The sequence below is a fragment of the Dactylosporangium cerinum genome (genome assembly GCF_042653625.1).
GTDB lineage: Bacteria > Actinomycetota > Actinomycetes > Mycobacteriales > Micromonosporaceae > Dactylosporangium > Dactylosporangium cerinum.
Genome location: NZ_JBHSIU010000019.1, coordinates 116,837 through 138,399 on the forward strand (window position 1 = coordinate 116,837; position 21,563 = coordinate 138,399).

Sequence of the window (21,563 nt, forward strand, 5' to 3'; positions counted from 1 at the left end):
CGCCTCAGTCCCAGCTGCTTCAATCCCACACCGAGGCCAGGAGCTTCCGGGTGTCGGTGAGCAGCTGCGGCAGGACCTTGGTCCGGCCGACGACGGGCATGAAGTTGGTGTCGCCGCCCCACCTCGGCACGATGTGCTGGTGCAGGTGGGCGGCGATGCCGGCGCCGGCGACCGTCCCCTGGTTCATGCCCAGGTTGAACCCGTGGGCGCCGCTGGCCCGGCGGATCACCCGCATCGCGGTCTGCGTGAACGTCGCCAGCTCCACCGTCTCCTCGGCGGTGAGGTCGGTGTAGTCGGCCACATGCCGGTAGGGGCAGACCATCAGGTGCCCCGGGTTGTACGGGTACAGGTTGAGCACCGCGAACACCGACGTCCCGCGGGCCACGACGAGGCTGTCCTCGTCCGGCAGGCCGGGCGCCCGGCAGAACGGGCACCCGGTCGGCTCGTCGTGGTCGCCGGCCCGGTCCTCCTTGATGTAGGCCATCCGGTGCGGCGTCCACAACCGTTCCAGATCATCCGGAGCACCCGTCATGCCGCTGAGGGTCCCACATTGCTCCGGGAACGGACGACCTCCACCACGTGCGCCACGGCGTCGTCGAGGGCGACCCCGTTGCGCTGCGAGCCGTCGCGGTACCGGAACGACACGGTGCCGCCGCTGACGTCGTCGTCGCCGGCGATCGCCATGAACGGGATCTTCTGCTGCTGCGCGGTGCGGATCTTCTTCTGCATCCGCTCGTCGGAGTGGTCGACCTCGACCCGGATGCCCTCCCTGCGCAGCCGCGCGGCGAACTCGGCGAGGTAGTCGCCGTGATCGGCGCGGACCGGGATGCCCACCACCTGCACCGGGGCCAGCCACGCCGGGAACGCGCCCGCGTAGTGCTCGGTGAGCACACCGAAGAACCGCTCGATCGAGCCGAACAGCGCCCGGTGGATCATCACCGGCTGCTGCCGGGTGCCGTCGGACGCCTGGTACTCCAGCTCGAAGCGCTTCGGCTGGTTGAAGTCGACCTGGATCGTGGACATCTGCCAGGTGCGGCCGATCGCGTCGCGGGCCTGCACGGAGATCTTCGGGCCGTAGAACGCGGCGCCGCCCGGGTCCGGCACCAGCTCCAGGCCGGAGTCCACGGCGGCGGCCCGCAGCGCCTCGGTCGCCTCGTCCCAGTCGGCCTGCTCGCCGATGAACTTCGGCGAGTCGTCGCGGGTGGACAGCTCCAGGTAGAAGTCGGGCAGGCCGTAGTCGCGCAGCAGGTTGAGCACGAACTGCAGCAGGCCGCGCAGCTCGCCCGGCATCTGCTCCTTGGTGCAGTAGATGTGCGAGTCGTCCTGGGTCAGGCCGCGCACCCGGGTGAGGCCGTGCACCACGCCGGACTTCTCGTAGCGGTACACCGTGCCGAACTCGAACATGCGCAGCGGCAGCTCACGGTAGGACCGGCCGCGGGCCCGGAAGATGAGGTTGTGCATCGGGCAGTTCATCGCCTTCAGGTAGTACTCCGCGCCCTCCATCTCCATCGGCGGGAACATGGTGTCGGCGTAGTACGGCAGGTGGCCCGACGTCTGGAACAGGTTCGCCTTGCTGATGTGCGGCGTGTTGACGAACTCGTAGCCGGCCTCCTCGTGCCGCTGGCGCGAGTACGCCTCCATCTCCCGGCGGATGATGCCGCCCTTGGGGTGGAAGACCGCGAGGCCGGAGCCGATCTCGTCGGGGAAGCTGAACAGGTCCAGGTCCGCGCCGAGCTTGCGGTGGTCCCGGCGGGCCGCCTCCTCGAGCAGCTTCTGGTATTCCTTGAGCGCGTCGCGGGTCGGCCAGGCGGTCCCGTAGACCCGCTGGAGCTGCGGATTCTTCTCCGAGCCGCGCCAGTAGGCGGCGGCGACACGGGTGAGCTTGAACGCCTGGATCATCCGGGTCGTCGGCAGGTGCGGCCCCCGGCACAGGTCGGACCAGCAGACCTTGTCCGACTGCGCGTCGAGGTTGTCGTAGATCGTCAGCTCGCCGCCGCCGACCTCCATGACCTCGCTCTGATCAACGTCCGATTTCACATCGACGAGCTCCAGCTTGAACGGCTCGTCCTTGAGCTCGGCCTTGGCCTGCTCGACCGAGTCGAACCGCCGGCGGCGGAACCGCTGGCCCGACTTGATGATCTCCTGCATGCGCTTCTCGAGCTTGTCCAGGTCGTCGGGGTGGAACGGCTTGGCGACCTGGAAGTCGTAGTAGAAGCCGTGCTCGATCGGCGGGCCGATGCCGAGCTTCGCCTCGGGGAACAGGTCCTGGACGGCCTGGGCGAGCACGTGCGCGGTCGAGTGGCGCAGCACGTTGAGCCCGTCGGGTGAGGACAGGTCGACCGCTTCGACCTCGGTGTCCTGCTCCGGCGTCCAGTCGAGGTCGCGCAGCCTGCCACCGTCTTCCCGGACCACGACGATGGCCTTGGGTCCGCTGGTCGGCAGCCCGGCCTCGGCGACCGCGGCACCGGCGGTCGTGCCGGCCGTGACCACGAGGGTATTCGAGCGCACTGTGGACACGGTCTGCTCCCAAGCGTGAAGAGGTCTGATTCCTCCAGAACTCTATCCGCCGCGCTACCGCAGGGCCGAGAACACCCCGCCCGCCACGGCCGCGCCGACGAGCGCGCCGACGACGACCTGCGCCACGGTGTGGTCCTTCAACGCCACCCTGGACCATCCGACGGCGGCGACCAGTGGCGCCGTGGCCGCCAGGGGCCAGCCGTAGACGAGGACGAGGATGACCAGCGCACCGGCCGCGACCGCGGTGTGGATCGACATCTTCCACCAGTGGTTGACGGCGGCGGCGACGACGAGCCCGACCCCGCCTGCGGCGACGCCCGCCAGGAGCTCCCGCTGCGCGTCCAGGCCGAGCAGCACGACGAAGCCGACCGCGACCGACGCCAGCCCGACGAGCAGCGGGCCGCGCCGCTGCCGGTGGTCGCCGACGTGGATGTCGGTCAGGTCACCGCGCCGCACGCCGCGCAGGATGTACAGGAACGGCAGCACGCTCTCGAACAGCGCGGCGACGGCCCCGAGCAGCAGCCCCCGCCCGATGCTCTGCTCGCCGTGCACGGCGAGCAGGACGAGGAGCACCGACACCAGCACCGCCGGTGCGAGGAGTTCGGTGACGGCACGGGCGATGCGCTGGGAGATCACCGCAGTACCGTACAGAAAGAGACGCCGGCCGATGCACTCCCCCGTTTGAAGTACATCGGCCGGCAGTCCCGGTCTTGTGCCGCCGCTCAGCGCTTCCAGAACGCCCCGCGGGTGGCGGGCGGCTCCGGCCGGTCGCCGGCGACCGCGTCGAGCTCCGTCAGGACCTCACGCCACAGCTCCTCCAGGGGCCGGGCCGCGATCGCCGCCGGGGTGAGCCGCTCCGCGAGGATCCGCAGGACCCCGATGCCGAGCACCGCCAGCCGCGACCCGAGGTCTTCGAGCAGCTCGCGCCGCTCGAAGTCGGGCCGGTCCTGGGCCTCCCGCAGCCGCCGCGCCTCACTCGCTGCGAGCTCCCGCAGCTCCGCCGTGTCGGCCCGGCGCCGCTCCGCCTCGACCGACGGCTGCGCCGCCGCGGGCGCCTGCGGGCGCACCGATCCCCGCCCGCGCAGCGACCGGGCGAGCCCGCCCGCGCCGGACATCGGCGGCATCGGCGGCATCATCGGCGGCATCGGCGGCGGCCCGCCGGGCGACGGCATCGCCGCGGACCGGCTCCGGTAGGGCGCGCTCGCGGGCGCGGCCATCGGCATCGCCGTCGGGTGCAGCGGCGGCGGTGGCACCGCCGTCGGCAGTTCCCAGCCGGCCGGCAGATCGACGGGCTGCACCACCTGGCGCGGCTCGCCGCCCTCGGTGACCACCCGCTTGTCCACCGCCACATACGCGGTGAAGCGGCACAGCACCTGGAACCGCAGCGACACCCCGGTGATCCGCCGTTCGAGCTCGTCGCCGCCGGCCGGCCCGGAGACATAGGCGTCCTCGAGGTCGCGCAGCAGCGCCCGGGCCCAGATCGCGGTCAGCGCCGAATTGTCGTGCCGGGTCGCGGTGACCGTGGCCGACCAGGGCGTGCCGTCGCGCATGGTGCCGCCGACGGTGAGCGAGCCCCCGGTCTCGCCGTCCGCCGCGACCCGATACCGCCCGGTGACCACGAACGGCACGCCGGGGAAGACGTCGGGCAGCCGGGCCGGGGCCTGCGTGCCGTCGATCAGGTCGAGCCCTCCGGCGGTGACGGTGACGCCGCTGACGACGGGCGCGCCGATGCGCCGGTGGATGCGGTCCATCGCCTCGTCGAGCCGGTCCTCGCTCTCCACCAGCTCGCAGCGGCCACCGCCGGCGATCGCGAGCCGGCCGAGGAACCCGGCGTTGACGGCCTGGTCGATGCCGACGGTGTGCACCCGCACCCCGCGCAGCGCCGAGGCGACCGTCCGCAGGATCTGGTCCTCGTTGCCGACCTGGCCGTCGGTGACCAGCACCAGGACCCGGTCGCGGCCACCGTTCGCGGTGGCCGCGTCGAGCAGCTTCAGCCCCTCGATGAGCGGCTGGAGCAGCTCGGTGCCGCCGCGGGCGTCGACCCGCGACAGGTGCTCCACGGCCCGGAACCGGTGCCGGTCGGTGCCGTCGGCCAGCCCGGACGGCAGCGACTTCGGCGTCTCGACCCGGTCGTCGAAGGCGAGGACGGCGAACCGGTCGCCGTCGGTGAGCGTGTCGACGATGCGGGCCGCGGCGCGGCGGGCGGCGACCATCTTCCAGCCACCCATGCTGCCGGAGCGGTCCAGCAGCAGCACCACGTCCTTGGGCTTCGGCGGCGCCTGCGACGCCGGCGGCAGCACGGTCAGCCGGTAGGTGCCCTCCTCGCCGGTGCTGTCGGGCACGAGCGCCAGCCCGGCCTCGCCGGACCCGTACGCCAGGCGCAGCACGAAGTCCCGGTCAGCCCGCGCGCCGGGCACGACGGTGACGGTCCGCTCGGTCTGGTGGACGGTGTGCAGGCTGGAGCGGACCTCGCCGAGCGGCAGCCCCGCGGGGTCGATGTCGACGGTGATGCCCAGCCGCAGCGGGTTGGGGAACCCGGGCAGCAGCACCGGCGGCGTGATCCGGGACGCGTCGGGGACCGCGTCGGTGTCGAGGGCGTGCCCGATGCCGACACTGTCACCGTCGAGAGCCCCGCCGGGGATGTACCGCGGCGCGACGACGAGCGGGAACCGGAACGTGGCCTCGCCGTCCTCGAACGACAGCGGTCCCGCCAGTGACAGTGACACGCTGACCCGCTCGCCCGGCAGGATGTTGCCGACCCGCATGGTGAACACGTCGGGCCGCTCCTCCTCGGCGATCGAGGCGCGCTGACCGGAGGCGATCGCCCGGTCGTAGGTCTCGCGGGCGGCGCCGCGCTCCTGCAGGTCCGCCTCGACGACCCGGCCGTCGGCGGTCATCGCCATGCGGATCACCGCGGCCCGGTCGGGCAGCGGGAAGACGTAGGTCGCTTCCAGGGCCTCGTCGTGGACGTTGACGAACTCCTGGGTGAGGTCGATCCGCGCGACCAGGCCCGTGATGGCCGTGTGCACGTCGATCCGGTCGAGCGGCAGGTTGCCCCGCCCGGTGCGCAGCGCGCCGAGACCGGCGTCGTCCTTCGGCGCGGCGACCCGCAGGGCCTCCGCCTCGCTCATGGTGGCGACTCTCATTGCACACTCCCTCGCTCGGCGCTCACATCGGGGCTCGGATCACGCGTCAGTCCACGGGCTGCCAGCAGGTCCAGCAGCGGCTTGGCGGCCGCCTGGATCGCGGCCACGTCGTCGGGTCCGGGAGTGCCGGGCAGCAGCAACGTCACGTCACCACTCAGCGGCACCCCGCTGAGCAGTGCGGGCGGCGGCGCCGGAGGCGGTGCGTGCGGTGCGGGCGGCTCGGTCCAGAACCTGTTGCGGGGTTGCTCGTGCTTCGGCAGGTCGGCGATCTCCCACAGGAGCGCGTCGGGCGCTTCGGCAAGCTCGATCTGGATGTCGGCGATCCGCATGCCCTCCGACTGGCGGCGTTTGATCGCCACCAGCTGCGCAAGGTGTCGCGGACCGTAGAGCGCGGTGCGGCCCCGCATGGTCGGGCGGTCGACGAGCCCGATCGTCGCATACCACCTGATGGCACGGGCGTCGGGAACGTCGCGCACCCGGCCGTTGGGTGCGCCCGCGTAGGCGGTGCCGTCGAGCGCGGCGGCAACCCGTGCCGTCAGCTCGTCGAGCGTCCATCCTGTCGCGGTCACACGACAACTATGACACTGTCACATGACACTGTCAACAAAGCGGGGCAGCCGCACCTCGGCCCGCACCCCGGGGCGCGCGTCCAGCAGGCGGACCGTGCCGCCGTGCCGCCGCACCAGCTCCCGGACGATCGCCAGCCCCAGCCCGGTGCCTCCGGCGTCGCGGGCGCGACCGTCGTCGAGGCGGGTGAACCGGTCGAACACCCGCTCCCGCAGCGGACCGGGGATGCCCTCCCCGTCGTCGGTGACGGTGACCAGGACCTCCTGCCCCTCCGCCTCGGCCCGCAGCACGACCCCCGTGCGGGCGTGCCGCACCCCGTTGTCGACGAGGTTCAGCACGACCCTGATCAGCGCGTCCTGCTCACCCTCCACCCACAGCGACTGGAGGGACTCCTCGACGGTCACGGTGGCGAACCGCTTCGCCAGGTTCGTCAGCAGGCTCTGCATCTCGACCGGCTCCCGCGCCACCCGCCGCCCGTCGCGCTCGTCCGCCCTCGCAAGCAGCAGCAGGTCGTCGACCAGCCGCGACAGCCGGTCCAGGTCGGTCAGCAGGTCGTCGCCGACGGACTGCCAGTCGCCCAGCTTCTGCGCCACCTCGACCTGGATGCGCATGCTGGCCAGGGGGCTGCGCAGCTCGTGCGCGGCGTCCGCGATGAACGAACGCTGCCGGGCCCGGGTCGTGGCGAGGCGGTCCAGCATGTGGTTGAGCGTCACCGCGAGGCGCTGGATCTCGTCGCTGGACGGCGGCACCGGCAGCCGCTCGTCGGTCGCCGCGCCCGTGATCCGCTCCGCCGACGCGCTGAGCCGGTCGACGGGCGCCAGGGCCTGCCCGACCACCTTCCAGGCGATCGCGACCAGGATGGTCACCAGGGCCGGGTACGTCACCCACAACGACGTCTTCAGCAGCTCCAGGCTGCGGTTGTAGTCGCCGAGCGGCACCGCGACCACGATGATCCGGCCGTCCCCGACCTTCCGGGCGGTGACCCGTAACGGGTCCGGCTGCAGCGCCCGGTCGCCGGGCACGGTGATCCGCTCGCGCTGGGCCCTGGCGATCTCGTCGTCGTGCAGCAACGGGACGAGCAGGTCGGCGTTGCGGTCACCGGCGACGACGCGGTGCTGGGTGTCGAGGACCTGGACGACCTGGCCGGCGGGCGCCGGCAGAGGCGACGGCAGCGTCGAGCCCTCCTCGAGGAGGGCGGCGATCTCGGTGACGGTCGCGTTGGCGGAGCGGTCCAGCGTGCCCCGGAAGCTGTACGTCATCGCGGTCGCCATCGCCACGCCGGCGATCGCCAGCCCGACGATGAGCCCGCTGGTACCGAGGAGCACCAGCCGCCCCCGCAACGACAGTCGCGACCACCAGTTCATGCCCCCTCCGCTTCGCTCCGGCGGCACGAACTTCGACCCTGAGCTCGCTGATTCGCGGCTCCTCCGCTTCGCTCCGGACCGCTCATGCCGACCGCAGCCGATATCCGGCGCCCCGCACGGTTTCGAGGGCGTCGCGGCCGAGCTTGCGGCGCAGGTACCCGACGTACACCTCGACGGCGTTGGGCGCGGTGTCGATGCTCGCGTCCCACACGTGGTCCAGCAGCTCCGTCTTGGACACCACCTGCCCCGGGCGGCGCATCAGGTACTCCAGCAGCGCGTACTCCCGCGCCGTCAGCACGATCTCCTCGCCGCCGCTGGTGACCCGCCGCCGCGCCGGGTCGAGGGTCAGCTCACCGACGGTCAGCACGCTCGGCCGCTCCGGCGCGCCCCGGCGCAGCAGCGCGCGGAGCCGGGCGACCAGCACCACGTAGGAGAACGGCTTGGTCAGGTAGTCGTCGGCGCCGCAGTCGAGGCCGTCGGCCTGGTCGTATTCGCCGTCCTTGGCGGACAGCATCAGCACCGGCACCCAGTTCTTCTCGGCACGCAGCGCCGAGACCACGCGATACCCGGACAGGCCGGGCAGCATGATGTCCAGGATCACCGCGTCGTAACCACCGTGTCTGGCCAGCTCCAGGCCGGTCGGCCCGTCCCCGGCGACGTCCACGGCGAACCCCTCCGCCTGCAGGCCGCGCTGCAGCGCCCCCGCCATGCGGATCTCATCCTCGACCACCAGCAGCCTCACGTGCACCAGCGTGGCACGCTGTGCTGTGGGAACGCACAGGCGGTCTCAGCGATGTCACAGCCGACCCCGCGCACCATGGTCGGCAGGAGGTGTTACCCAATGTCGAAGTTCACGTCACGACCTGTCCTACGGTGGGCGGTGCCCGCGGTTGCCGCGGTCGCTGTGGTAGGTGCGGGCGTGGCCGCAAAGACCCTCGCCGTCGCCGCCGAGCCGAACCTGCCGCCGCGCACCGCCGCGCAGCTGCTGGTCGACCTGCAGACCGCGCAGCTGGACGGACTGTCCGGCACCGTGGTGGAGCGCGCCGACCTGGGCCTGCCGGCCCTGCCGTCCCTGCTGGGCGAGCAGAGCTCGGAGCTCACGTCGCTCGTGTCGGGCAAGCACACCCTGCGCGTGTGGTACTCGGGCCCGGACAAGGCCCGCGTGTCGCTGCTGGGCACGCAGGGGCAGAGCGACATCATCCACAACGGCGTCGACACCTGGACCTGGAACAGCAAGTCCGGCTCGGCGAAGCACTTCAAGGGCAACGCCGAGCAGGACCCGACGGCGAAGGGTCCGGGCGCGGTCCCGAGCGAGATCCCGAAGACCCCGCAGGAAGCGGCCGACCTCGCCCTCAAGGCGATCGACCCGACCACGCAGATCTCCGTCGGCACCTCGGCGAAGATCGCCGGCCGGGACGCCTACGAGCTCATCCTGCGCCCGCGGGACACGGCGTCGCTCGTCGGTCAGGTCCGCCTGGCCATCGACGCCAAGGAGAAGCTGCCGCTGCGCGTGCAGGTCCTCGCGAAGGGGCAGTCGAACCCGGCGTTCGAGGTGACGTTCACGCAGGTGAGCTTCGCCCGGCCGGACGACAGCCAGTTCGTGTTCAACCCGCCGGCCGGCACCAAGGTCGAAGAGGCGGACCCGGCGAAGGCCGGCGCCGAGGGGCAGCCGAAGGTCGACGAGTCGGCCTCCGGTGAAAAGCCCAGGAGCACCGTCATCGGCACGGGCTGGACCTCGGTCTTCGTCCTCCGGACGGGCACCCCGGCTCAGGCCGCGGGCACCGACGCGGGGGCAGCGGCAGAGGCGAAGAAGGCACAGGACGCCATCAACCAGCTCCCGCTGGGCAACGGCGGCCGGACGTTCAACAGCAAGCTGTTCAGCGTCCTCATCACCGACGACGGCCGGGTCCTGGTCGGCGCGGTGAGCCCCGAGCGTCTCTCGCAGGTGGCCGCCGACCCGGCAGCCGCACTGAAGTAGCCGGAGCCGATCACTGAGAGACCGATCACTGAGGGACCGCGGCCTTGCCGCGGTCCCTCTCCTCGTGCCGGGCCGCGGCGGCGCGGTGCAGGGTCGCGATCGAGTACATGTCCCTCGCCCGCCGCAGCAGCTCCTCCTCCGACGCGGTGTTCTGGCGGACCGAGAACCCCACCGTCGCGTACGCCAGGACGCTCAGCAGCAGACACGCCAGCACGCACACCGGCGTGAGCAGTTCCAGCGGGCTGGTCCCCCGGATCTCCGCGGTGATCGGGGCGGCCTGGACCCGCACCGCGGACAACACCGTGTAATGGGTGCTGCACGCGGCCACGGCCATGATCGCCGCGGCGACGGCGAGGGCCTTGTTGCCACGGACCGTCGACACGCACCACAGGGTCACCGTCGCCCCCACGACCGCCGCGACGGTGGCGGCGACCGCGGTCGCCGGGTCGTATCCCACCGTGCCGGCCAGCCGCATCGCCAGGGGCGCGGTGCTGTAGACGGCGGTCAGCCCCAGGCCGGTGACGATCCCGGCCGGCACGACCTTCCACAGCGACGGGCGGCCGAACCCGACGATGTACAGGCCCAGGCAGTACACCACCACCGCGATGCCGAAACCGAGCGCGGTGATCGGCACGTCGTAGCGCACGACCGAGTTCGGCACGTCGGTGCCGAGCAACGCCATGAAATGCGGCACCCAGGTGCCCGCTCCCCCGATCGCGACCGCGGACAGGGTCAGCCACCGGGCTCTGCTGCCGCCGCTGGACGCCCTGGACCGGGCGGCGATGAACACGCCGAGCAGGCAACCGAGGAACGACAGGGTGAGGGCGAGCGCGGGCGTGATGGCGCCATAGGCGAAATGCTCCACGGACGCCCATTCAGCCAGCCCGATGGGTGAGCCGGTCGGACAACTTGTGCGGGTTTGCCCTCACCCCATGGGGGTAGTTGAAGGTGAGCACCGAAAGGAAGGGAAGCGCACATGAGCCAGGTTGTGGAGACCGTCGACGTCGCCGTGCCCGTCCGCACCGCATACAACCAGTGGACCCAGTTCGAGCAGTTCCCCGCGTTCATGAACAGCGTGCGGGAGATCCGCCAGCTGGACGACACCAGGTTGCACTGGGTGGTGGAATTCGGTGGGGTACGCCGTGAGTTCGACGCCCGGATCACCGAACAGCACCCGGACGAGCGGGTCGCGTGGACGTCGACGGAGGGACCGAAGCACGCCGGTGTGGTCACCTTCCACCGGCTCGACGACACGCACAGCCGGGTCACCGCGCAGCTCGACATCGACCCGGAGGGCTTCGTCGAGAACGTCGCCGACAAGGCCGGCATCGTGGACCGGCTGATCAAGTCCGACCTGGCGAAGTTCCGCGAGTTCATCGAGCAGCGCGGCACCGAGACCGGGGCGTGGCGCGGCGACGTGGAGCAGCCCGACGCGGCCGCCGGCGCCGTCCCGAAGCCGGGTTCATGGATCTCGCCGGGGAGCACGCCGCCCGGCGCGGCGCTGCGCTCCCCCGACGCGACACAGTCCCCCGCGTACGGGTCCGATGCCATCCAGGCCGCCCCGGACCTGACGCAGTCGACCGACGTGCATCGCATGCCGGATCCCGACGACTCCCGGCACGCCATCTGAGCATTCCTCTCCACCGCACCGGAAAAGCCGGCCGGTCAGCGTTCGCGCGCTGACCGGCCGGCCCGGTCACCGGCGCTCGCCGCGCCGGGCGGTGACGAGCAGGCGGTCACTGCCCATCGTGTACGGCGCATCGTCCGGCCCGCCGAACAGCGTCACGTCCGTGAACCCGCCGTCGCGCAGCAGGGCACCGATGTGCCCGCTGGTGTAGACGTGGTGCACGGCCGTCGCGTCGAGCCGTTCGTCGCCGCGGATGAAGGTGTACCTGCTGAGCATGCGGCTGGTGAGCACGTCGTACTCGATGGCCGCCTCGACGGTGATGTCGCCGGTGCGCATCACCCGGTCCTGCCCCGTGAAGCCGGGCAGGACGGTCTCCGCCGCCGCGCTGAAGTCGACGACGAACCCGCCGCCGGGCCGCAGCGCCGCGGCGGCCGCCGCGATGAACACGGTCAGGTCGGCGGGCTCCAGGTAGCCGAAGCTGTTGCCGAGGCAGAGCACCGCGTCGAAGTCGCCGGTCCGCGGGACGTCCCGCATGTCGGCGACCATGAAGTCGATCTCGGCACCGGCTGTTGCCGCGGCGCGGCGGGCGTGCCCGATCGCCTCCGCGGAGATGTCGACGCCGGTGACCCGGTGCCCCAGGGCGGCGAGGGCGAGGCTGTGCCGGCCGCTGCCGCACGGCACGTCGAGCAGGCGCGAGCCGGGTGCCAGCCCGAGCCGCTCCTGCACGAACCCGACGTCGGCGGTGGTCAGCTCCGGCACCGCGGCGCGGCGCCAGAACTCGTTGGGCAGTTCGGTGAAGAAGTCCGCGTACCAGGTTGCGGGAACAGCGGACCTGACGTGCTCTGACAACTGAGGATTCCCATCTCGGGTGTGCAACGGAATGGTCGTCGTTGCCCGGGCACACCTCGGCGCACCAGCGGACCGCAGCGGTCCGTGGTCACCGGCGACCCGGGACTGGGTCCCGGGCAGGCATGGCATCCTCCAAGATGAAAAGCTGCGCCGACGGTACCAGCGTCCGGCGCCGCCGCGAACCGGATTACTCCACCGGCAGGCGCTGCGCGGGGATCGCGATCGCCCCGCCGCTCGGGTGGCCGGTGGAGGCGTCGTCGGACGGCGTGTAGCGCCCGGACTCCATCGACCAGTCGACGTTGCCGCGGATCCAGTGCGCGAAGTCACCGGCGACCGCGGCGACCGCCGGGTCCTCGGCGAGGAGCCCGGTCGCGAACCGCTCCCGGGCCGCCACGAAGTCCCCGACGAGGGCGTCGTGCTCGGCGACGGCGGCCCGCACCGCGGTCTCGACCGGCAGGCCCCGCTCGTGCCGCAGCGCGAGGACGATGTTGTGGTGGTCGCCGGCGGCCTCCTCCTTCGGCCACGACACGAGGTCGTTGAAGATCGCGGTGATCATCCCGGCGGAGCGGCGCATCGCGGCGAAGTCGTGGTCGGTGAAGACCGCCGCGGGCAGTTCGACACCGTGCATCGGCTCGATGAGGTCGAAGAACATGTCGATCGCGGCGGTGCGGAACCGCATCGTGCGGTATTCGGCCACGGGCGGCGGCCGGTTCGCGGCCCGGTTGCCGGCCTCCCAGACGGTGGCCTCGAGATAGTCCCGGACGTGGCCGGCGAACCGCTCCCGCCAGGCGGGGCTGACCCTCGGCCCGGTCCGGCGCCACACCTCGCCGAGTGCCCGCAGGTGCCCCTTCGGCGGCTCGGACGCGTCATCGACGAGCAGCGCCAGGACCTCGTCGACGAGGTGCCGGGTCGCGGCCGGGTCGCCGGCCCGCTCCAGGCGGTCGTCGAGGGCGAAGACGCTGATCAGCCACGCGGTGGCGAGCTGCAGGTCGCCGACGCCGGCGTCGGGGTAGGTGCGGGCCATGAGGTTGGCGAACCTGGCCCGGGCGAACGCGGCCCGGGCGCCCGGCCGGTCGAGCAGGCCGTGTCGCGTGGCCCAGTGCAGCGACCAGCGCTGCACGAGGTCCACGTGCGGTGAGAGGCGCGGCGTGAACGGGCACAGGACCGCCAGCGTCGCCTGCACGATGCACCCCCTTGCGCCACGAGGTCTTCATGGTCGCGTCTTTTCACGCTTTACGCGACCCTGTTCGATGGCTTCAGCCCGAATTCACGGTTGTTGTCTTGATACGCGTTCTCTGCATAGACGTCGCTATGGGACTTGACCACCAGGGTGCCTCTGGGGCGAGGTCGTCCCGGTCCCGGCCCCACGGAAAAATGTCGTACCTCCCGGCTATCGTGCGATCTGCTGGTTCGAACATCTGTTGGTTCGTCTGTCCCGCTGGGAGGTCCGGCCGTGTATCGACAAGGTGACGTCCTGCTGGTGCCCGTCGCCGCGGGCGAGGTGCCCGTGACCGCGGTGCCCGCCCCGCGCGACCGCTCCGGCCGCATGATCCTGGCCCGTGGCGAGGCGACCGGCCACGCCCACGTGATCGTCGGCCCCGACACGCTGCTGCTCGCCGACCGCGACGACATCGACCGGCTCTACGTCAAGGTCGTGTCGCGGGCGAGGGTCGTGCACGAGGAGCACGGCGCGATCACCATCCCGGCCGGGTCCTATCGGATCGTGCGCCAGCGCGAATACGTGCCGGGCTCCTGGCGTCCGGTGGCCGACTGATGACCACGACCCCGCTCACCGACGAGACCAGCGCCGCGGCGCTCGGTGCCAACGCGGCGAAATGGCTGGCCGCCGGCCTGTCCACGACGCCCGCGGACCGGGCCGCCGCCGCCGACGCGGTCCGCCTCGCGTATCGCTCCGCCGGGTTGCCCGCACCCGCGCGCGTGGTGTGGTTCGCCTCACCGGCGGCGGGCGCGCGGGCGGCCGCCCTGCTCACCGGCCGCCGCGACCTGCCCGGCCCGGTGCCCGTGTCCGACCGGCCCATGACCACCGCGGCCCGCCGCGCCGCCCGGGCCGGCCTCACGCTGCCCACCGCCCGCCTGGGCGTGTCCACCACCGCGGCCCCCGGCGCCGAGGACAGCTCCGTCGTGGCGGACCGGGCCGTCGTGGAGGAGCTGCGGGCGCAGGGCTGCCCGCCGGTCCCGGGCACCGCGGGGGTGTCGGTCCGCGCGGCCGTGCGCACCGCACCGTGGGCGGCCGCCCGGGCCGAGGTCCACGGGCTGCTCGGCCCCGACGGCTGGGCGCGCCTGTGGGCGGCCTGCGGCGCGGACGTCTGGCGGATGGTCAACGACCGGGTCGCCGCGCCGCTGCGCACCCATCTGCGCAACGAGCTGCCGACCCGGGTGCGCGCGGTGCTCCTCGACGCCGTCGGCGGTCAGCACGACGCGGGCTGGCTCGCCGCGTTCGACGCCGCCGCTTCCCGAGCTGACGGTTCCAGAGCTGACGGTTCACGGGGTGAGACGCCGGCGGCGGTGCTGGGCGCGGCGCAGCGCCTCGCCGGGCTCGCCGGGGTGGCCCGGTCCGCCGGCTGGTGGTGGCCGTATGCCAACGTCGCGATCCTCACCGACCGCCCCGACGAGCTGCACCGCGACAACGTCGGCCGGCTGCACGCCGCGGAGACGCCGGCGCTGCACTACAGCGACGGGTTCGCGTTACACGCCTGGCGGGGCATGCCGATCCCCTCGGATCTCGTCGACCGGCTCGCCCACCTGACGCACGCGCAGATCGCCGGCGAGCGCAACGCGGAGCTGCGCCGCGTCATGCTCGAGCACTTCGGCTACGAGCGTTACCTGCGCGAGGCCGGCGCCCGCCGCCTCGGCGCCGACGCATGCGGCGTGCTGTGGCAGCTGACGTTCAGCGACGACGAGCCCCTGACGATGGTCGAGGTCATCAACAGCACGCCGGAGCCCGACGGCACCAGCCGCGTCTACTGGCTGCGCGTCCCGCCGACGACCCGCACCGCCCGCGCGGGCGTCGCCTGGACGTTCGGCCTCACCGAGGAGGAGTATCACCCGCTCGTACAGACGTGAGCCGCTCGCGCTGCGAACGTGAGCCGATCACGCGGCCCGGGGTCAGCCGCTGGCCCAGTAGGCGTTCATCTGCTCGCGGCTCGGACCGTCGGGCCAGTCGCGCCGGGGGTCGGTCTCGACGAGCTCGATCATGTCCGCGGGGCGCACCCGGGCGGGCAGCTCGCCGAACCGGGCGTGCCGCAGAAACGCCAGCTCGGGGTCAGTGAACCTGACCTCGCCGGTGCCGTCCCCGGCCGCGCCCACCTCACTGGTCATACACCAATCGTCCGCCCTCGCTGCCACGTCATGCAAGCACCGTTGTCACGCAGACACAGCGGTCTCACGGACCTGGCGAGCCGGGCTGCGGGGCCGGGCGGGCGGCACGAGAATGGGGCGATGCCGACCGTCGGACGGGCGAAGGTGCTCGCGTACCGGACCGTGACCAACCAGCTGCACGAGCGGGTCGACACCGACCCCGGTGACCTGGAGATCCTCGACCTCGGGGTGCCCAACGTGCCGGCCGGGACGGCGCGGCAGGCCCTGGCGGCCCGGACGAGCCGGTTCGACGGCGCTCTGAGCATGGTCTGGTCGACCCGGGGCGCCCGGCACCTGCACCGGCCCGGCGACCTGCCCGGCCTGGTCACGGCGCTGTGGCCGATCAGCGACGCCGACGCGGCGGCCCGGTTCGGCAGCCGGCAGATCCCGGACGGCGGGAAGCTCGGGATCGCGGCGTTCCGGGCGGCCGCCGAGGCGTTCGCGGCCGTCGTCACCGGCCCGACCGCGAAGGGCGACGCGAGCCGCGGCGTCAGTGACCGGGTCGACGGGGCGCTCACGTACGACTGCGGCCCGTGCGGGGCCCGGCACATCTCGGGCTCGCTGTTCCAGCAGGCCGGGCTCGCCGGCGGGGTCCAACTCGACGAGGACGCGCCGACCGGCGTGCTGCTGCCGGTCGGCGGGCTGCGCATCCCCGACGGGCCCGGCGACCCGTCCGGGCTCATCCGCGCGTACCTGCGGCTGCTCGGCCCGGCCACACCCGCCGACGTCGCGAAGTACCTGGGCACGACCCGGACCGCGCTCAAGCCGGCCTGGCCGGACGGGCTCGCCGAGGTCACCGTCGACGGCCGGGCCGCGTGGATACCGCAGGAGTCGCTGGCCGGCCTCCTCGCCGCGGAGCCGGTGCGCGGCGTGCGGCTGCTGCCGGCGTCGGACCCGTTCCTGCAGGCCCGGGACCGGTCGGTGCTGACCCCTGACAAGGCCAGGGAGAAAGAGGTGTGGCGAATCCTGGGCAACCCGGGCGCACTGCTGCTCGACGGGGACCTGGCCGGGACGTGGCGGGCGAAGGTCGCGGGGAAGCGGCTCGCGGTGACGGTCACGCCGTGGGTGCAGCTGCGGGCCCCGGCGAAGACCGCGATCGAGGCGGAGGCACAGTGGCTGGCGGCGGCGCGGGGACTCCCCACCGCCGAGGTCGCGGTCGGGCGTGGGGATACTTGAGCGCATGAGCTACTTGATCGCGTTCGCGTCGCGGCGGTTGGTGGAGGACGAGTCGCTGCTCCCCGGGTACGTGTATCACGACCCCGAGGACGCCACCCTGCCGGCCGCGCCCGACGGGCGGAAGGCCAGCGGGTGGAACCTGCTGGTCGGCGACGAGACCGACGAGCAGCTCGCCGACGCGGGTGAGCTGCTCATGCCCGACCTGGAGTGGCTCGTCGAGCGCTACCCGGCGTTCGGCAAGATCGTCAGCGCCGGGTCCGAGGGGCGCCAGTTCGAGTGGGACGCCGACGCCGGCACCTACACCGACGTCGGCCCGTCCACGTTCGACGACTGAGCCGGCTGCTCCGGCGGCAGCACCGGCAGGCTGATCGACGACGGGGCCAGGAGCTCCTGCCGGACGGCGCGCAACTCCAGTTCATGGCCGAGCGGCGCGCCCGTGCCCGGGTTCCGGGAGAAGCGCGGGTGCGCTCCCCCGCTGACCTGCACCCGGATGCGGCGGCCGGCCGCGAACCGGTACGCGGTCGGCCACAGCTCCACCCGCACCGCCACGGGGTCCGTCCCGGTCCCCGGGTCCGCCGCGGCGGTGGCTCGGGCCAGGCCGTCGCAGATGTTCCACGACCGGTCCTGCTCGTCAACCTCGCACAACCGGACGAACACGTCGAAGTGCGGCACGAGGTCACGGGACCGCGGTGCCGCGCCGTCCGGGCGCACGCACGTCGCGTGGACGGTGATGTCGGCCGAGACCGGGCCGACCACCTCGAGGGGCTCGGTCAGCGGCGCCGAGGTGAACGTCAGCACGTCGGGGCGCGCCTCCAGGGGGCGGTTGTCGCGGCGTCCGGCGATCTTGCCGACGAGCCGCGGGCCGCCGAGCGCCGGCGTCGGGTGTTTCGGGTCGTACGTGAAGCCGTCGAGGCGCTCGCCGTCCGGTACGGGTACCGGACGCAACGCGGCGTCCTGCTGGAGGTACCAACGCTGCGGTTGGCTCGTGACGGGAGGCCACTCGGGCAACTCCCGCCATGATTCAGCGCCGGTGTCGATGCCGCCGACGTGCACCCGGACGGGGTGCTCGCGGATGGGCTCGGGCCCGCCGGTGTGGGCGCGGAACCAGGCGACGGCCTCGGCCGCGGAGTGCTGGAACAGCCCGGCGCTGCCGTGGTGCCACGGGCCGACGGTCAGGTGCGGCTGGAGGCCGGCGGCCCGCAGCGCGGCGTAGTCGACCAGCTGCCACGGCAGGAAGATGTCGTGCCAGCCGCCGATCATGAGCACCGGCGCGGTGACCTTCGGCAGGCTGTGGGTGTGGCCGCGCTGGGTCCAGTACGCGGACGTCGGGTCCGCCTCGGCCAGCCACCGCTGGAAGAACTCGATCTCGGCGCCGGTGGTGATCCGGTCGGCCTCGGCGAGGGGCACCCGGGCCAGCCCGCGCTGCAGCCTCGGCTGGCCGCGCAGCAGCTCGAGGGCGTTGTCCAGCCGCGGGCCGCGCTGCGCGTCGAGGAGCGCCGACCAGGTGAGGACGGTGTCGAGGGAGAACGCGCCACCCGCGTAGGTGGGCGGGCCGAAGTCCGACGCGGTGACGATCGTGGCCATCGCCTTGAGCTCGTCGCCGGCCTCGGCGGCCAGGGCCCACTGCACGAACCCGACATAGCTGGGGCCGTAGGTGAGGAGACGGCCGTCGTACCACGGCTGCAGCCGCAACCAGTCGAGCGTGTCGAGGCCGTCCTCGCGCTCCTGGAGCAGCGGCTCGAACGTGCCGCCGGAGTCGGCGGTCCCGCGGCAGGACTGGATGAGCACGTTGAAGCCACGCTGGGCGACGGCCCGGCAGAGCAGGTTCGTCGGCGCGCCCCGGCCGTACGGCGTGCGCACCAGCACCGTGGGCAGCGCGGCGTCCAGGGCCGGCCCGTAGTGGTCGGCGCGCAGGATCGCGCCGTCCCGCATCCGGACCGGGATGCCCCTGGTGACGCGGACCCGTCCGGTCAGCGCGGGTGGCAGCTTCAGCAGTCGGCCTACCGGGTCGAGCCTCATGCCGCCCTACGCTAGTAGGTGTTGCAGCACCTGCCCATGAGCGCCTTGACGTTGTTGACGTAGGTCCAGTTGGTGATGCCGGCGTCACCCTTGGTGAGGTCGACCGCCCCGGCCCCGTTGTTGTACGCCGAGATCACCGCGTTGAGCAGGGTCTGATCGGCGCCCAGGATGTCGAAGGTGCCGAGCTGCTCACCGAAGTAGCGGATCGACCAGGCCAGGTACTGCCCGCCGAGCATCACGTTGTCGTGCGGGGTGTCGATCTTCCAGGACGTGCCGAACCGCTGGTTCATCCACGTCTCGGTGTTCGGCATGACCTGCATGACGCCGACCCCGCCGTCGCAGGCGTAGATGTTGGACTGCCAGCCGCTCTCCTGCTCGGCGGTGCCGTACAGCAGGCGTTTCGGCACCCGGATGGCCTGCACCTCGGCCGGGGTGGCGCTGCCCCAGAACTGCTTCACGGCGGCGGCGTCGAGATACTCCCGGACCGTCGACTTCGGCAGCTGGGTGCCCTTGTAGGTGGGCTGGCAGCCGGGCTTCGTGCTCGCCTTCGGCGGCGGCGGCGGGGGCAGGGCCGTCTGCTTCGGCGGCGCGATCGACTTCTTCGGCGCGGCGCTCTTCGACGGCTTGGCGGACGCCGACGGGCTCGGCGGCGCCGACGTGGTCTCCACGACTGCCTCCACCGGCTCGGCGCTCGTCTCCGCCGGCGACCTGGACGAGCCCGCCGTGACCGACGCCGGCTTCGCGTCCTGGCCCTTGACGAGGACCGCCAGCCCGCCGACGGCGATCAGGCCGACCACGACCAGCCCGCCGACCAGGAAGATCATCCCGGCGCGCCGCCTGCGCGGCGGGTCCTCCTCAACGCCCCATGGCTGCTCAGCGGTGTCGTCGTCATAGAAACTGCCGTAGCTCATCGATGCCCTCCCCGTCCTGGCACGTTATCGCGGACGGGCGGTGCCCGCTGTCCCCTAGGACGCCGCCGGACGGCGAAAACGATGACCGGGGGCGCGGAACGTCACAACGCGCACTGTGCGTCACGGCGATCTGGGACCGCCTGGAACAATGGAGGTCATGCAGACCCGTTCAGACCTCCGCAACGTCGCCATCGTCGCTCACGTCGACCACGGCAAGACCACCCTTGTCGACGCGATGCTGCGGCAGAGCGGCGCGTTCCACGCGCGCGCGGAGCAGGTCGACCGGGTGATGGACTCGATGGACCTCGAGCGCGAGAAGGGCATCACCATTCTCGCGAAGAACACCGCCGTGCGCTACGTCCCCGCCGACGGCGGCACCCCGACCACGATCAACATCATCGACACGCCCGGCCACGCGGACTTCGGCGGTGAGGTCGAGCGCGGCCTGACCATGGTCGACGGCGTGATCCTCCTCGTCGACGCCAGCGAGGGCCCCCTGCCGCAGACCCGGTTCGTGCTGCGCAAGGCGCTCAAGGCCCGCCTGCCGATCATCCTGGTGATCAACAAGGTGGACCGGCCCGACGCCCGGATCAAGGAGGTCATCGACGAGACGTACGAGCTCTTCCTCGACCTCGACGCCGACGAGCACCAGATCGAGTTCCCGATCGTCTACGCCTGCGCCCGTGACGGCGTCGCCTCGCTCAGCCAGCCGGAGGACGGCACCGTCCCCGCCGACAGCGACAACCTGCAGCCGCTGTTCCAGACGCTGCTGAACACGATCCCCGCCCCGGCGTACACCGAGGGCGCGCCGCTGCAGGCGCACGTCACCAACCTCGACGCGTCGCCGTTCCTCGGCCGCCTCGCGCTGTGCCGGGTCCGCGAGGGCAAGATCCGCAAGGGGCAGACCGTCGCCTGGATCCGCACCGACGGCACCGTGCAGAACGTGCGCATCTCCGAGCTGCTCATGACCCAGGGCCTGGAGCGCAAGCCGGCCGAGGAGGCCGCGCAGGGCGACATCATCGCGCTCGCCGGCATCCCCGACATCATGATCGGCGAGACCCTGGCGGACGCGGAGAACCCGGTCGCGCTGCCCCTGATCACGGTCGACGAGCCGGCGATCTCGATGACCATCGGCACCAACCAGTCGCCCCTGGCCGGCAAGGTCAAGGGCACCAAGGTCACCGCACGGCTGGTCAAGGACCGGCTCGACCGCGAGATGGTCGGCAACGTGTCGCTGCGGATCCTGCCGACCGAGCGCCCCGACACCTGGGAGGTCCAGGGCCGTGGCGAGCTCGCCCTGGCCATCCTCGTCGAGCAGATGCGCCGCGAGGGCTACGAGCTGACCGTCGGCAAGCCGCAGGTCGTCACCCGCGAGGTCGACGGCAAGGTGCACGAGCCGGTCGAGCGGCTCACCATCGACGCCCCCGACGAGTACCTCGGCGCGATCACCCAGCTCCTCGCCACCCGTAAGGGCCGCATGGAGCAGATGGTCAACCACGGCACCGGCTGGATCCGGATGGAGTGGCTGGTCCCGGCCCGCGGCCTGATCGGGTTCCGGACCGAGTTCCTCACCGACACCCGCGGCACCGGCATCCTGCACCACGTCTTCGAGAAGTACGAGCCGTGGTTCGGCGAGCTGCGCATGCGCGCCACCGGGTCCCTCGTCGCCGACCGGGCCGGCGTCGCGACCCCGTTCGCGATGATGAACCTGCAGGAGCGCGGCTCGATGTTCATCGAGCCCACCACCGAGGTGTACGAGGGCATGATCGTCGGCGAGAACTCCCGCGCCGACGACATGGACGTCAACATCACCAAGGAGAAGAAGCTCACGAACATGCGCTCCTCCGCCTCCGACGAGACGGAGAAGCTGATCCCGCCGCGCAAGCTCACCCTGGAGCAGGCCCTCGAGTTCTGCCGCGAGGACGAGTGCGTCGAGGTCACCCCGACCGCGGTCCGCATCCGCAAGGTCATGCTCGACCAGAAGGACCGCGAGCGCTCCGCCCGCAAGCGGGCGCACGCCTGATCCGCACT

Annotated in this window: 19 protein-coding genes and 1 pseudogene; 7 read left to right on the forward strand and 13 right to left on the reverse strand. The window is 72.4% G+C overall.

The window, feature by feature from the left end; all coding sequences use genetic code 11:
* Window positions 1-19: 19 nt before the first annotated feature.
* From ACFPIJ_RS18265 to ACFPIJ_RS18295, 7 genes are all read right to left on the reverse strand, one after another.
* Window positions 20-532 (reverse strand): HIT family protein, encoded by a 513-nt coding sequence (locus ACFPIJ_RS18265; protein ID WP_380116326.1) that lies wholly within the window; start codon window positions 530-532, stop codon window positions 20-22.
* A complete protein-coding gene (gene thrS / locus ACFPIJ_RS18270; RefSeq protein WP_380116327.1) occupies window positions 529-2,517 on the reverse strand; it encodes a threonine--tRNA ligase in 1,989 nt (662 codons plus the stop codon). The genes ACFPIJ_RS18265 and thrS overlap by 4 nt, the downstream gene beginning before the upstream one ends.
* 54 nt (window positions 2,518-2,571) lie before the next feature.
* Entirely contained in the window at window positions 2,572-3,153 is a 582-nt protein-coding gene (locus ACFPIJ_RS18275; protein ID WP_380116329.1) for a phosphatase PAP2 family protein, read from the reverse strand.
* 86 nt (window positions 3,154-3,239) lie between these two features.
* Entirely contained in the window at window positions 3,240-5,663 is a 2,424-nt protein-coding gene (locus tag ACFPIJ_RS18280; RefSeq protein WP_380116330.1) for a VIT domain-containing protein, read from the reverse strand.
* Window positions 5,660-6,232, reverse strand: a complete 573-nt coding sequence (locus ACFPIJ_RS18285) for a MerR family transcriptional regulator (RefSeq protein ID WP_380116331.1) — start codon at window positions 6,230-6,232, stop codon at window positions 5,660-5,662. Before ACFPIJ_RS18285 ends, ACFPIJ_RS18280 begins: the two co-directional genes overlap by 4 nt.
* 18 nt (window positions 6,233-6,250) lie before the next feature.
* Window positions 6,251-7,594: an ATP-binding protein gene (locus ACFPIJ_RS18290; protein WP_380116333.1), complete on the reverse strand. Its 1,344-nt coding sequence runs from the start codon at window positions 7,592-7,594 to the stop codon at window positions 6,251-6,253.
* An 82-nt stretch (window positions 7,595-7,676) separates the two neighbouring features.
* Entirely contained in the window at window positions 7,677-8,336 is a 660-nt protein-coding gene (locus ACFPIJ_RS18295; protein ID WP_203849905.1) for a response regulator transcription factor, read from the reverse strand.
* A 99-nt stretch (window positions 8,337-8,435) separates the two neighbouring features.
* Here ACFPIJ_RS18295 and ACFPIJ_RS18300 point away from each other — a divergent pair, with 99 nt between their 5' ends.
* Entirely contained in the window at window positions 8,436-9,572 is a 1,137-nt protein-coding gene (locus ACFPIJ_RS18300) for a LolA family protein (protein ID WP_380116334.1), read from the forward strand.
* A 25-nt stretch (window positions 9,573-9,597) separates the two neighbouring features.
* Here the strand turns inward: ACFPIJ_RS18300 and ACFPIJ_RS18305 are convergent, their stop codons facing one another.
* Window positions 9,598-10,437 carry an MHYT domain-containing protein gene (locus tag ACFPIJ_RS18305; RefSeq protein WP_380116336.1) on the reverse strand — a complete coding sequence of 280 codons (840 nt, stop codon included), beginning with the start codon at window positions 10,435-10,437 and terminating at the stop codon, window positions 9,598-9,600.
* A 111-nt stretch (window positions 10,438-10,548) separates the two neighbouring features.
* On the opposite strand from ACFPIJ_RS18305, the pseudogene ACFPIJ_RS18310 reads away from it, so the two are divergent.
* Window positions 10,549-11,001, forward strand: a pseudogene (locus ACFPIJ_RS18310) (SRPBCC family protein); the annotation flags it as partial.
* Window positions 11,002-11,268: 267 nt separating this feature from the next.
* On the opposite strand, the gene ACFPIJ_RS18315 reads toward ACFPIJ_RS18310, so the two are convergent.
* Window positions 11,269-12,048 carry an SAM-dependent methyltransferase gene (locus tag ACFPIJ_RS18315; RefSeq protein ID WP_380116337.1) on the reverse strand — a complete coding sequence of 260 codons (780 nt, stop codon included), beginning with the start codon at window positions 12,046-12,048 and terminating at the stop codon, window positions 11,269-11,271.
* 187 nt (window positions 12,049-12,235) lie between these two features.
* A complete protein-coding gene (locus ACFPIJ_RS18320; protein ID WP_380116338.1) occupies window positions 12,236-13,231 on the reverse strand; it encodes a terpene synthase family protein in 996 nt (331 codons plus the stop codon).
* A 270-nt stretch (window positions 13,232-13,501) separates the two neighbouring features.
* Here ACFPIJ_RS18320 and ACFPIJ_RS18325 point away from each other — a divergent pair, with 270 nt between their 5' ends.
* Entirely contained in the window at window positions 13,502-13,822 is a 321-nt protein-coding gene (locus ACFPIJ_RS18325) for a hypothetical protein (protein ID WP_380116340.1), read from the forward strand.
* The gene (locus tag ACFPIJ_RS18330; RefSeq protein WP_380116341.1) at window positions 13,822-15,132 is read left to right on the forward strand and encodes a DUF6745 domain-containing protein; all 1,311 of its coding nucleotides are present in this window, start codon (window positions 13,822-13,824) and stop codon (window positions 15,130-15,132) included. The genes ACFPIJ_RS18325 and ACFPIJ_RS18330 overlap by 1 nt, the downstream gene beginning before the upstream one ends.
* A 42-nt stretch (window positions 15,133-15,174) precedes the next feature.
* Here the strand turns inward: ACFPIJ_RS18330 and ACFPIJ_RS18335 are convergent, their stop codons facing one another.
* Window positions 15,175-15,387, reverse strand: a complete 213-nt coding sequence (locus ACFPIJ_RS18335; RefSeq protein ID WP_380116342.1) for a hypothetical protein — start codon at window positions 15,385-15,387, stop codon at window positions 15,175-15,177.
* Window positions 15,388-15,507: 120 nt separating this feature from the next.
* Here ACFPIJ_RS18335 and ACFPIJ_RS18340 point away from each other — a divergent pair, with 120 nt between their 5' ends.
* Window positions 15,508-16,602 (forward strand): DNA glycosylase AlkZ-like family protein, encoded by a 1,095-nt coding sequence (locus ACFPIJ_RS18340; protein WP_380116344.1) that lies wholly within the window; start codon window positions 15,508-15,510, stop codon window positions 16,600-16,602.
* A gap of 4 nt (window positions 16,603-16,606) precedes the next feature.
* Complete coding sequence (locus ACFPIJ_RS18345) at window positions 16,607-16,936, forward strand: hypothetical protein (RefSeq protein ID WP_380116345.1); 330 nt, start codon at window positions 16,607-16,609, stop codon at window positions 16,934-16,936.
* Here the strand turns inward: ACFPIJ_RS18345 and ACFPIJ_RS18350 are convergent.
* Both ACFPIJ_RS18350 and ACFPIJ_RS18355 read right to left on the reverse strand, forming a co-directional pair.
* Window positions 16,900-18,621 (reverse strand): CocE/NonD family hydrolase, encoded by a 1,722-nt coding sequence (locus tag ACFPIJ_RS18350; protein ID WP_380116346.1) that lies wholly within the window; start codon window positions 18,619-18,621, stop codon window positions 16,900-16,902. The two genes, ACFPIJ_RS18345 and ACFPIJ_RS18350, sit on opposite strands and share 37 nt — an antisense overlap.
* Before the next feature lie 11 nt (window positions 18,622-18,632).
* Entirely contained in the window at window positions 18,633-19,532 is a 900-nt protein-coding gene (locus tag ACFPIJ_RS18355; protein WP_380116347.1) for a transglycosylase SLT domain-containing protein, read from the reverse strand.
* 157 nt (window positions 19,533-19,689) lie between these two features.
* Between ACFPIJ_RS18355 and typA the strand changes: the two genes are divergently transcribed.
* On the forward strand, window positions 19,690-21,555 hold the full coding sequence (gene typA, locus ACFPIJ_RS18360; protein WP_380116348.1) for a translational GTPase TypA: 1,866 nt from the start codon (window positions 19,690-19,692) through the stop codon (window positions 21,553-21,555).
* Window positions 21,556-21,563: the final 8 nt, after the last annotated feature.

Bases quoted from the DNA above. Each gene is read 5' to 3' on its own strand.
- ACFPIJ_RS18345 (WP_380116345.1), top strand. From the start codon at position 16,607: ATGAGCTACTTGATCGCGTTCGCGTCGCGGCGGTTGGTGGAGGACGAG.
- ACFPIJ_RS18340 (WP_380116344.1), top strand. From the start codon at position 15,508: ATGCCGACCGTCGGACGGGCGAAGGTGCTCGCGTACCGGACCGTGACC.
- ACFPIJ_RS18355 (WP_380116347.1), bottom strand. From the start codon at position 19,532: ATGAGCTACGGCAGTTTCTATGACGACGACACCGCTGAGCAGCCATGG.
- ACFPIJ_RS18350 (WP_380116346.1), bottom strand. From the start codon at position 18,621: ATGAGGCTCGACCCGGTAGGCCGACTGCTGAAGCTGCCACCCGCGCTG.
- ACFPIJ_RS18280 (WP_380116330.1), bottom strand. From the start codon at position 5,663: ATGAGAGTCGCCACCATGAGCGAGGCGGAGGCCCTGCGGGTCGCCGCG.
- typA (WP_380116348.1), top strand. From the start codon at position 19,690: ATGCAGACCCGTTCAGACCTCCGCAACGTCGCCATCGTCGCTCACGTC.
- ACFPIJ_RS18300 (WP_380116334.1), top strand. From the start codon at position 8,436: ATGTCGAAGTTCACGTCACGACCTGTCCTACGGTGGGCGGTGCCCGCG.
- ACFPIJ_RS18265 (WP_380116326.1), bottom strand. From the start codon at position 532: ATGACGGGTGCTCCGGATGATCTGGAACGGTTGTGGACGCCGCACCGG.
- ACFPIJ_RS18290 (WP_380116333.1), bottom strand. From the start codon at position 7,594: ATGAACTGGTGGTCGCGACTGTCGTTGCGGGGGCGGCTGGTGCTCCTC.
- ACFPIJ_RS18335 (WP_380116342.1), bottom strand. From the start codon at position 15,387: ATGACCAGTGAGGTGGGCGCGGCCGGGGACGGCACCGGCGAGGTCAGG.
- ACFPIJ_RS18330 (WP_380116341.1), top strand. From the start codon at position 13,822: ATGACCACGACCCCGCTCACCGACGAGACCAGCGCCGCGGCGCTCGGT.